The organism is Promicromonospora sp. NPDC052451, assembly GCF_044547525.1.
Taxonomy (GTDB): Bacteria; Actinomycetota; Actinomycetes; order Actinomycetales; family Cellulomonadaceae; genus Promicromonospora.
The window spans coordinates 42022-52675 of sequence record NZ_JBIUAP010000024.1 but is presented as its reverse complement, the minus strand read 5'-3'; the positions used below and the strand labels follow the sequence as shown (position 1 = coordinate 52675).

Below are 10654 nucleotides of genomic sequence, written 5' to 3'. Positions count from 1 at the left end.
GGTCCCATTCCGAACCCGGAAGCTTAGCCTCATAGCGCCGATGGTACTGCCCTGGAGACGGGGTGGGAGAGTAGGACGCCGCCGGACAACCATTCCCGTGTGGGGGTGGGAACATGAACCCGTCAACGGGGACATGTTCCCACCCCCACACGCATTTCTGCTCCTGCACCGCCTGCCGATCGCCGGCACCGCGGGAACCTCACCGCTTCCTGACAGCCCCTGGGGAGACGCTCGTCGTCCCGGGGGGCTGCGTGCTTCCCGCCCACGGCCGGACGGCCCCGGGCCCTCTGCCGTCCCGGAGGCCGGACGTCGCCCCTGGAGCGGGCCGGCGCGTTGCACAGATTTCACAGTGCACAGGCCGCGATCCGGGAGATCGGATGGCCTCCGGAGACTAGACTTGCGGCCATGTCCACCATCTCCCGTGACGAGGTTGCGCGCGTGGCTGCGCTGGCACGGATCGACCTGCGGCCCGACGAGGTCGATCGCCTCGCCGGTGAGCTCGACGTGATCGTCGAGTCCATCGCTCGCGTGAGCGAGGTCGCCACCGCAGACGTGCCGGCAACGAGCCACCCCCTCCCGCTGACCAACGTGTTCCGAGACGACGTGCCGGAGCCGGCCCTGCCGGTCCAGGACGTCCTGGCGGGCGCCCCGCAGCAGGAGGACGGCCGCTTCGCGGTCCCGCAGATCCTCGGCGAAGAGTGATGGGAAGCAACGACATGACGAACGACATCACGCGCCTCAGCGCGTCCGCCCTGGCGTCCGCCCTGGCGGGCAAGGAGGTCTCCAGCGTCGAGGCCACGCAGGCCCACCTGGACCGTATCGCCGCCGTCGACGGTGACCTGCACGCGTTCCTGCACGTCTCCGCCGAGGAGGCCCTGGCCACGGCCACCGACGTCGACACCCGCCGCGCCGCTGGCGAGGAGCTGCACCCCCTTGCCGGCGTGCCCATCGCGGTCAAGGACGTGGTCGTGACCAAGGGCCTGCCCACCACCGCGGGGTCGAAGATCCTCGAGAACTGGATCCCGCCGTACGACGCGACCCTCGTGGAGCGCATCAAGGCGGCCGGCCTGCCGATCCTCGGCAAGACCAACATGGACGAGTTCGCGATGGGCTCCTCGACGGAGCACTCCGCGTTCGGCAACACCAAGAACCCCTGGGACCTCGACCGGATCCCCGGTGGGTCCGGCGGTGGCTCCGCGGCCGCCGTGGCCGGTTTCGAGGCACCGCTCGCGATCGGGACCGACACCGGTGGGTCGATCCGTCAGCCGGGTGCCGTGACCGGGACGGTCGGCGTGAAGCCGACCTACGGCGGCGTCTCCCGCTACGGCCTGATCGCCATGGCCTCCTCGCTCGACCAGGCGGGTCCGGTCACGCGCACGGTGCTCGACGCCGCACTGCTGCACGAGCTCATCGGCGGGCACGACCCGCATGACTCGACGTCGATCGACGAGCCGGTGCCGGGCGTCGTCGCGGCCGCTCGGCTGGGCGCGCAGGGCGACCTCAAGGGCGTCCGCGTGGGCGTGGTCAAGGAGCTGTCCGGCGAGGGTTACCAGGCCGGTGTGTCCGCGCGGTTCGACGAGTCGCTGGAGCAGCTTCGCGGGCTGGGCGCGGAGATCGTCGAGGTCTCCTGCCCCAGCTTCGCCTACGCGCTCGACGCCTACTACCTGATCATGCCGGCCGAGGCGTCCAGCAACCTGGCCAAGTTCGACGGCATGCGCTTCGGCCTGCGCGTCGAGCCGGCCGAGGGCCCTGTCACGGCGGAGCGAGTCATGGGCGCCACCCGCGGCGCGGGCTTCGGCGACGAGGTCAAGCGCCGCGTCATCCTCGGCACCTACGCCCTCTCGGCCGGGTACTACGACGCCTACTACGGCAGCGCGCAGAAGGTCCGCACGCTGATCCAGCGCGACTTCTCGGCCGCGTTCGCGAAGGCCGACGTCCTGGTCTCGCCCACGGCGCCCACCACGGCGTTCAAGTTCGGCGAGAAGCTCGACGACCCGCTCGCGATGTACCTCAACGACGTCGCGACCATCCCCGCGAACCTGGCGGGCGTCCCGGGCATGTCCCTGCCGAACGGCCTCTCCGACGACGGCCTGCCGGTCGGCTTCCAGATCCTGGCCCCCGCCAAGGCGGACGACCGGATGTACCGCGTGGGCGCGGCCCTCGAGGCGGCTCTCGAGTCGCGCTGGGGCGGACCCCTGCTGAACAAGGCACCCGAACTCAAGACCACGGAGCTCGCCCGATGACTGTGCAGACCCCCGCGACGGCGACGCCTCTGGTCGCCTACGAGGACGCCGTCCGCCGCTACGACCCGGTGCTCGGCATCGAGGTCCACGTGGAGCTCGGCACGCTGACCAAGATGTTCTGCGCCGCCGAGGTCTCGTTCGGCGGCGAGCCGAACACGCAGGTGACCCCCGTCAGCCTCGGGCTGCCGGGCGCGCTGCCCGTCGTGAACGGCAAGGCCGTCGAGTACGCGATCCGGATCGGTCTCGCGCTGAACTGCACCATCGCGGAGAGCTGCCGGTTCGCCCGGAAGAACTACTTCTACCCGGACGTGCCCAAGAACTTCCAGACCTCGCAGTACGACGAGCCCATCGCCTACGACGGCTGGATCGACGTCGAGCTCGAGGACGGCGCGGTGTTCCGCGTCGAGATCGAGCGCGCGCACATGGAGGAGGACGCCGGCAAGAACACCCACGTGGGTGGCACGTCCGGCCGCATCCACGGCGCCGAGTACTCGCTGGTCGACTACAACCGCGCGGGCATCCCGCTCGTGGAGATCGTCACGCGTCCGATCGAGGGCGCCGGCGAGCGGGCCCCCGAGGTCGCGCGCGCCTACGTGCAGACGCTCCGCGACATCTTCCGCACGCTGGACGTGTCCGAGGCCCGCATGGAGCGCGGCAACGTGCGCGCCGACGTGAACCTGTCGCTGCGCCCGAGCCCCGACGCGCCGCTGGGCACGCGCACCGAGACCAAGAACGTGAACTCGTTCCGCTCGATCGAGCGTGCCGTGCGCTACGAGGTGTCCCGTCAGGCCGGCGTGCTCGACGCGGGCCTCCCGGTCATCCAGGAGACGCGCCACTTCCACGAGACGGACGGCAGCACGTCGTCGGGCCGCGTGAAGTCGGACGCCGAGGACTACCGCTACTTCCCCGAGCCCGACCTGGTCCCCGTGGCACCGAGCCGCGAGTGGGTCGAGGAGATCCGCGCCTCCCTGCCGGAGATGCCCGTCGCCCGGCGGCGTCGGCTGCAGGGCGAGTGGGGATACGCCGACGCCGAGATGCGCGACGTCGTCAACGCGGGCGCGATGGACCTGATCGAGGCGACGATCGCCGCGGGCACGAACGCCGCCGGCGCGCGCAAGTGGTGGATGGGCGAGCTGGCCCGCCGGGCCAAGCAGGACGAGATCGCGCTGGAGGACCTCACGGTCACGCCGGCGCAGGTCGCGCAGCTGCAGGACCTCGTCGAGTCCGGCCGCATCAACGACAAGATCGCCCGCCAGGTGCTCGACGGCGTGCTCGCCGGCGAGGGTGACCCGGAGGCGGTCGTCGTGGCGCGGGGCCTCGAGGTCGTGTCCGACGACGGTGCCCTGCTCACCGCGATCGACGAGGCGCTGGCGGCTCAGCCCGACATCGTCGAGAAGGTCCGCGGCGGCAACCAGGGTCCGGTCGGCGCGATCATCGGCGCGGTCATGAAGGCGACCAAGGGACAGGCTGACGCCAAGCGGGTCCGGGAGCTCGTGCTGGATCGGATCGGTCAGTGACCTGCCGGGCCGTGCTGCGGGGGGCTGTGAGGCCGGCCGCATGACCCGGGGGCCGCGCCTGCACGGCGAGATGATGCGGCTGCGTCCCGTCGAGGCGCGCGACGCGGAACGCCTGTGGGAGGCGGTCCAGGATCCGGAGGGAACCCGCCTGACGGGGACCACCGCCACCTTCACGCGCGACCAGATCGACGAGTGGGCGAGCACGGTCAGCGACCGGCCCGGCCGCTACGACTGGGCGATCTGCCCCGCGGCGGTCCGGGACGGCAAGCCCGTCAGCGACGAGATGATCGGCGAGATCGTGCTCAACGACCTCGACGAGCACGCCCGCTCGGCCAACCTGCGGCTCCAGCTCCTCCCGAACTACCGGGGCCGCGGGTACGGCCGGGAGGCCATCCTGGAGGTGCTGCGCTTCGCGTTCGACGGCGCCGACGGCGAGCCCGGTCCGGGCCTGCACCGGGTGAGCCTGGACGTGCTCAGCATCAACCCGAGGGCACAGGCGCTGTACGAGTCGCTCGGGTTCCGTGAGGAGGGCCGCCTGCGCGACGTCTACCGGGACGGTGAGACGTGGGCGGACGCGATCGTGATGAGCATTCTCGAGGAGGAGTACCGGGCCACTCTGGGCTGAGCCCGAGGGCCGGGCGAGGGCCTAGGCGCCCGGCCCGCCGGTGATGTAGGCCGTGAGCTGGTCGCGCTCGGCCTGCACCTCGGCGATCCGGTGCTTGACCACGTCCCCGATGCTCACGATCCCGGTCAGCCGGGCGTCGACGAGCACGGGGACGTGGCGCACGCGGTGCTCCGTCATCACCGGCATCAGCTCGTCGAGCGTGGCCTCGGGTCCGCAGGTGTGCACGGCGGCGGTCATGATGGCCTCGACGGTGCCGTCCAGGATGACGTCGCCGTCGGAGTGCAGCCGACGCACGACGTCCCGCTCGCTGACGATGCCGTCGACACGGACGCCGTCGTCGGACACGACGGCCGCGCCGATGCCGTGCTCGGCCAGGAGCGCCAGCAGGTCGCGCACGCTGCGGTCCCGGGAGATCGTGACCACCGAACCGCCCTTGCGCCGCAATGCTTCTGTCACTCGCATGTCGAGCACCTCCGTCGCGTGCACGCCAGGATCCGCGTCGTTGCGGGCTCCCTGGTACGACCGTACGGCACCCGCCAGGGTTGAGGTAGGGGGGCAGGGTCACCCTGTGGACGCCGGGTGTCCATCCCCGCGCACCGGAGGTAGCGTGCAGAGGCCGCCCGCCCCGCACAGTGCCCGGCCTCCCGCGCGGCCCGTCCAGCCATCGAAGGAGCTGAACCGTCATGAGCCGTCCCCTGCGCTCCCGGACCTCCACCCACGGCCGCAACATGGCCGGTGCCCGCGCGCTCTGGCGCGCCACGGGCATGGGCTCGGAGGACTTCGGGAAGCCGATCATCGCGATCGCGAACTCGTACACGCAGTTCGTGCCGGGGCACGTACACCTCAAGGACATGGGTGACCTCGTGGCCTCCGCGATCCGCGAGGCCGGCGGCGTCGCCAAGGAGTTCAACACGATCGCCGTCGACGACGGCATCGCGATGGGCCACGCCGGCATGCTCTACTCGCTGCCCAGCCGCGACCTGATCGCTGACTCCGTGGAGTACATGGTGCAGGCGCACACGGCCGACGCGCTGGTGTGCATCTCCAACTGCGACAAGATCACGCCCGGCATGCTGAACGCCGCGCTGCGGCTGAACATCCCGGTGATCTTCGTGTCCGGCGGCCCGATGGAGGCCGGCAAGGCGGTCGTGGCGAACGGCGTCGCGAAGACCCCGCTGAACCTGATCAACGCGATCAACTACTCGGCGGACGAGAACGTGGACGACGCCGCGCTCGGCCTGGTCGAGGAGAACGCGTGCCCCACGTGCGGCTCGTGCTCCGGCATGTTCACCGCCAACTCCATGAACTGCCTCACCGAGGCCCTCGGCCTGTCGCTGCCGGGCAACGGCTCGACGCTGGCCACGCACGCCGCCCGCAAGGAGCTGTTCCTGGAGGCCGGCCGCACCATCGTGGACCTGGCGCGCCGGTACTACGAGGACGAGGACGACACCGCCGCGCCGCGCGGCATCGCCACCAAGGCGGCGTTCGCCAACGCGATGGCGCTCGACGTGGCCATGGGCGGCTCCACCAACACCGTGCTGCACATCCTGGCCGCCGCGCAGGAGGCCGAGGTCGACTTCACGCTGGCCGACATCGAGGACATCAGCCGCCGGGTGCCGTGCCTGTCCAAGGTGGCGCCCAACCACCCGGACTACCACATGGAGGACGTGCACCGGGCGGGTGGCATCCCCGCCCTGCTGGGCGAGCTCGACCGGGGCGGCCTGCTCGACCACGACGTCACCTCGGTGCACACCCCCACGCTGCGCGCGTGGCTCGACGACTGGGACATCCGCGGCGGCAAGGCCACCGAGCGCGCGCTCGGCCTGTTCCACGCGGCCCCGGGCGGCGTGCGCACCACGCAGGCGTTCTCCACGAACAACCAGTGGGAGTCGCTCGACACGGACGGCGCGGGCGGCTGCATCCGCGACGTCGAGCACGCCTACACCGTCGAGGGCGGGCTCGCCGTGCTGCGCGGCAACCTCGCGGAGGACGGCGCCGTGTTCAAGACGGCGGGCGTCGACCCCGACGTCTTCCACTTCGTGGGCAAGGCGCTGGTCTGCGAGTCGCAGGACGACGCCGTCGAGAAGATCCTGACCAAGCAGGTCAAGCCCGGTCACGTCGTGGTCGTGCGCTACGAGGGTCCCGCCGGGGGCCCGGGCATGCAGGAGATGCTGTACCCGACGTCGTTCATCAAGGGGCGCGGTCTGGGCAAGCAGGTCGCGCTGATCACGGACGGCCGGTTCTCCGGCGGGTCCAGCGGCATCTCCGTGGGGCACGTCTCCCCGGAGGCGGCCGCGGGCGGCACGATCGGCCTGATCGAGGACGGCGACGAGATCGAGATCGACGTCGACACCCGCATGATCCGCGTCAACGTGCCCGACGAGGTGCTCGCCGAGCGGCGCGCCAAGATGGAGTCGTCGGAGCGGCCGTGGCAGCCCGTCGCCCGTGACCGGTACGTGTCCCCGGCGCTCCAGGCCTACGCGGCGCTGGCGACGTCGGCCGACCGGGGCGCCGTGCGCGACGTCGCCCGGTTGCGGCGCGGCTGACACAGGCTGGGCCCGGCATGCGGGCCGGGCCCGGCCGACCGCCTACCGGGGTGTCGGACTCCCGTGCCATGGTGGTGTCCCGGCCGTTCGAGACGGTCCACCGACACAGGGAGCGATAGATGAGTGACGCGATCACCGCCGGAGAGTTCACGGCGGGTGAGGGCGTGAGCGACTGGCGCGTGCTGGCAGGTGCCGCCGTGGTGCGCTACGCCACCGGGTCGTTCGCGACGGGACTGCGGCTGGTCACGCGCATCGGCGTGCTCGCCGAGTCCGCGAACCACCACCCGGACGTCGACCTGCGGTACGGCAGCGTCACGGTGCGTACCACGTCGCACGACATCGGCGGCCTGTCGCGGCGCGACCTCGCCCTGGCCCGCGAGATCTCGGCGGCTGCGCGCGAGCTCAGCATCGCCGCCGACCGCGGGGCCTGGACGGTGTCGGGAAATCAGGATGACGCCGGGCCGATCGCCGGGTAGCGTCTCGCGTTTGTGCGCTCGCTCCCCCTCCCGGCCAGGAACCCTTACTGGCGGTTCCTCGTGGCCGGGTTCCGGGGGCAGTCCGCGTACCCGCTGGCGACGCTCGCGGGGCTGACGGCCAACGCGACGTTCGGCCTGCTCAAGGGCGGGATCATGGGTGCGGCTGTCGACAGCTCCGGCGGTGAGCTGGCCAGCTACTCCGCGGCCACCATGGCCGCGTTCGTCTGGCTGGGGCAGGGCATGCTCGGCTCGGTCAACTTCTGGGGCGGCAGCGACCTGCAGGCCAGGATCCGGTCCGGCGACGTCGCCGTCGACTTCCTCCGGCCCGTCAGCGTGCAGGCCGCGAACGTCCTGACCGACATCGGCAAGGGGCTGTTCGCGCTGCTGCCGCGCGGCCTGCCCAGCGTCGCCATCGGCGTTCTCGTGTCGGGGATGGCGCTGCCCCCGGACGCCGCCGCCTCCGCGCTCGGGCTGCTCAGCCTGCTGATCGGCATCGCCATCTCGCACGCGACCGTCTACGTCGTGGCGACGACGGGCTTCTGGCTGGTCGAGACCCGCGGCGTCAGCGTGCTCTACATGTCGCTCTCCGGGTTCCTCGCCGGGCTGTACACGCCGATCTACCTCTACCCCGACTGGCTGCTGACCCTCGCGCTGGCCACGCCGTTCCCGTCGATGATGCAGCTCCCGATCGACGTGCTGTCCGGCCGGGTCACCGGGTGGGACGCCGGGCAGCACATCGGCGTGCAGCTCGGCTGGCTCGCGGCGGTCCTCGTCGCGGGGCACCTGGCCACGCGCGCGGGACGCCGCAGGCTGGAGGTGCAGGGTGGCTGAGCCGAGGGTTCACCTGCGCGCCTACCGGGCGGTCCTCGCCAGCCGTGCCCGCTCGCAGGCGAGCCACCGCGCGAGCTTCCGCATGGACCTGGTCGGGGCGCTGCTGGTCGGTGTCATCGAGTTCACCGAGGTCTGGGTCCTGTACACGGCCGCCGACCAGATCGGCGGGTTCTCGCTCGCCCAGGTGCTGCTCGTGTTCGGCCTGGCCGACCTCGCCTTCTGCCTGGCCGACCTGGTGGCCGGACACTGCGACAGACTGCCGACCTACGTGCGTGCGGGCACGCTCGACGTCTTCTTCCTGCGGCCGCAGCCCGTGCTGGCCCAGCTCGTGACGAGCGACCTCAGCCTGCGCCGGCTGGCCCGCAGCCTGGTGGGGGCGTCCGCGCTCGTGGTGGGCCTCGTGCTCAACGACATCGACTGGGGCCCGGCCGCCGTCGGCCTGCTGGTGCTGGCCCTGGTCTGCGGGTTCGTCATCTTCACGGCCCAGTTCGTCACGGCGGCGGGCCTGCAGTTCTTCCTGATCAACGGCGCCGAGATGACCAACGCGTTCGTCTACGGCGGCCGGTACGCGGCCACCCAGCCCGCGACCGTCTGGCCCCGCGCCCTGCTGGTGCTCTTCGGCACCGTCTTTCCTGTGGCCTTCGCGGCGTACCTGCCGGTCACCACCCTGCTGGGGGTGCCCGGCGTCGCCGGACTGCCCGCCTGGCTGGGCTGGTGCGCGCCGGTCGCCGCGCTCTGGTCCGTGGTCGTGGCCGGGCTCTGCTGGCGCTGGGGACTACGTCACTACCGAGGAGCGGGTGGATGAACGTCATCGAGACCGAGGCGCTGACCCGGGTGTTCACGGGGCGGCCCCAGCGGGGCAACCGGCTGCGCCGGACCCGGCACGTCGCCGTCGACCGGCTCGACCTGACCGTCGGGGCCGGGGAGTCCGTGGGCTACATCGGCGCGAACGGCGCCGGGAAGTCGACCACCATCAAGATGCTCGTCGGCATCCTCGTACCGACCAGCGGCCGGGTGACGACGGTGGGCCTGCACCCGCTCAAGCAGCGCCGTGCGCTCGCCCGCCGGGTCGGCGTGGTGTTCGGGCAGCGTTCGCAGCTCTGGTGGGACCTGCCCGTGCACGAGTCGTTCTCGATCCTCGCGGCGATCCACTCGCTCTCCGCCGGCGAGGAGCGCACCCGCACCGCCGAGCTGGTCGAGATGCTGGAGATGGGCGCGTTCCTCGGCACCCCGGTGCGCCAGCTCTCGCTGGGACAGCGGATGCGGGCCGAGGTGGCGGCCGCCCTGCTGCACCGGCCGGAGCTGCTGATCCTCGACGAGCCCACCATCGGCCTGGACGTGCTCTCCAAGCAGCGGCTGCGCGAGTTCCTCGTGACGCAGCGGCGCGAGCACGGCACCACGTTGCTGCTGACCACGCACGACATGGGCGACGTCGAGCGGCTGTGCGACCGGATCCTCGTCGTGGACCGCGGGCGGCTCGCGTTCGACGGCACGCTCGGGGGCCTGGCCCGCACGGTCGGTGCACGCCGTGAGCTCGTGGTGGACCTCGCGGCGGCGAGCCCCGACCTGGTGGACGTGGCAGGTACGGAGCACGTCCGCAGCGAGTCGGGCGGCCTGCGCCAGCGTCTCGCGTTCGACCCGCAGCGCACGACGGCGGCACGCGTGCTCGCCGCGGTCTCCGAGCGGGTGGAGGTGCTGGACCTGTCCGTCGAGGAGCCCGACATCGAGGACGTGGTCCGCGAGATCTACCGGGCCACGCGGGCCTGAGCTGCCCTCAGCCGTACAGGGCCTGGACGTCCAGCTCGATCGGGAACGGCAGGTCCACCTTGAGCGTGTCGCGGAAGATGCCGACCGGGACGTAGGTCTTGGTCAGGGTGTCGAGCTCGTAGACATGGACCGTCGTGACGGAGTCGACGTCCTCGACGCGCCAGAAGTGGGCGATACCGGCCTCGGCATACTTGTGCGGCTTCACGGCGTTGTCGCGGTGCTGGGACTCGGGTGAGACCACCTCGATCGCGAGCACGACGTCCTCGGCCTCGTACCAGGTCGCGTTGCGGTCGATCGTGGCCGTCGACGCGATGACGTCGGGCTCCGGCCGGTTGTACCTGTCCAGACGAACGGTCATCCCGCTGTTGATCTCGATCCCCTCGGGCGCTTGCGCGGCGAGGGTGCCGTGGAGGGCGTGGATAACACGCCGGTGCCAGTTGCGTTGGGGGGACATCATGAAGACGAGGGCTCCGTCGATCAGCTCGGTGTGGCGGGGAGCGTCCGGCAGATTGTCCAGGTCCTCGGCGAGCCAGCCCTCCGGGCGCGGGGGGCGCATCCAGTCGGGGAGCTCAGCCATGTCACCACGGTAGCAACGCGCACCTGTCGTGTCATGACTGGCTGCTGCCGCTGTCGATCGCATGTCTAGACG

General features: G+C 71.5%; 11 protein-coding genes and 1 rRNA gene. 10 read left to right on the top strand and 2 right to left on the bottom strand.

What is annotated here, in order from left to right; all coding sequences use genetic code 11:
* The 5 genes from rrf to ACIG47_RS26365 form a co-directional block, all read left to right on the top strand.
* A 5S ribosomal RNA gene (gene rrf / locus ACIG47_RS26385) occupies nucleotides 1-87 on the top strand; the annotation flags it as partial.
* A 318-nt stretch (nucleotides 88-405) separates the two neighbouring features.
* Nucleotides 406-702 (top strand): Asp-tRNA(Asn)/Glu-tRNA(Gln) amidotransferase subunit GatC, encoded by a 297-nt coding sequence (gene gatC / locus ACIG47_RS26380; protein ID WP_397410639.1) that lies wholly within the window; start codon nucleotides 406-408, stop codon nucleotides 700-702.
* Nucleotides 703-716: 14 nt separating this feature from the next.
* A complete protein-coding gene (gatA, locus tag ACIG47_RS26375) occupies nucleotides 717-2243 on the top strand; it encodes an Asp-tRNA(Asn)/Glu-tRNA(Gln) amidotransferase subunit GatA (protein WP_397434027.1) in 1527 nt (508 codons plus the stop codon).
* Complete coding sequence (gene gatB, locus ACIG47_RS26370; RefSeq protein ID WP_397410635.1) at nucleotides 2240-3760, top strand: Asp-tRNA(Asn)/Glu-tRNA(Gln) amidotransferase subunit GatB; 1521 nt, start codon at nucleotides 2240-2242, stop codon at nucleotides 3758-3760. Before gatA ends, gatB begins: the two co-directional genes overlap by 4 nt.
* A gap of 40 nt (nucleotides 3761-3800) precedes the next feature.
* Complete coding sequence (locus ACIG47_RS26365) at nucleotides 3801-4385, top strand: GNAT family N-acetyltransferase (protein WP_397434026.1); 585 nt, start codon at nucleotides 3801-3803, stop codon at nucleotides 4383-4385.
* A 21-nt stretch (nucleotides 4386-4406) separates the two neighbouring features.
* Here the strand turns inward: ACIG47_RS26365 and ACIG47_RS26360 are convergent, their stop codons facing one another.
* Nucleotides 4407-4847, bottom strand: coding sequence for a CBS domain-containing protein (locus ACIG47_RS26360; protein WP_397434025.1), 441 nt, complete (start codon nucleotides 4845-4847; stop codon nucleotides 4407-4409).
* A 221-nt stretch (nucleotides 4848-5068) separates the two neighbouring features.
* On the opposite strand from ACIG47_RS26360, the gene ilvD reads away from it, so the two are divergent.
* From ilvD to ACIG47_RS26335, 5 genes are all read left to right on the top strand, one after another.
* Nucleotides 5069-6931, top strand: a complete 1863-nt coding sequence (gene ilvD / locus ACIG47_RS26355) for a dihydroxy-acid dehydratase (protein WP_397410629.1) — start codon at nucleotides 5069-5071, stop codon at nucleotides 6929-6931.
* A gap of 119 nt (nucleotides 6932-7050) precedes the next feature.
* On the top strand, nucleotides 7051-7407 hold the full coding sequence (locus tag ACIG47_RS26350) for a 4a-hydroxytetrahydrobiopterin dehydratase (RefSeq protein WP_397434024.1): 357 nt from the start codon (nucleotides 7051-7053) through the stop codon (nucleotides 7405-7407).
* Between the two features lie 12 nt (nucleotides 7408-7419).
* A complete protein-coding gene (locus tag ACIG47_RS26345) occupies nucleotides 7420-8238 on the top strand; it encodes an ABC transporter permease (RefSeq protein WP_397434023.1) in 819 nt (272 codons plus the stop codon).
* A complete protein-coding gene (locus tag ACIG47_RS26340; RefSeq protein WP_397434022.1) occupies nucleotides 8231-9043 on the top strand; it encodes an ABC transporter permease in 813 nt (270 codons plus the stop codon). The genes ACIG47_RS26345 and ACIG47_RS26340 overlap by 8 nt, the downstream gene beginning before the upstream one ends.
* On the top strand, nucleotides 9040-10005 hold the full coding sequence (locus ACIG47_RS26335; RefSeq protein WP_397434021.1) for an ATP-binding cassette domain-containing protein: 966 nt from the start codon (nucleotides 9040-9042) through the stop codon (nucleotides 10003-10005). Before ACIG47_RS26340 ends, ACIG47_RS26335 begins: the two co-directional genes overlap by 4 nt.
* 7 nt (nucleotides 10006-10012) lie before the next feature.
* On the opposite strand, the gene ACIG47_RS26330 is transcribed toward ACIG47_RS26335, so the two are convergent.
* Nucleotides 10013-10582, bottom strand: coding sequence for a Uma2 family endonuclease (locus ACIG47_RS26330; protein WP_397434020.1), 570 nt, complete (start codon nucleotides 10580-10582; stop codon nucleotides 10013-10015).
* Nucleotides 10583-10654 lie beyond the last annotated feature (72 nt).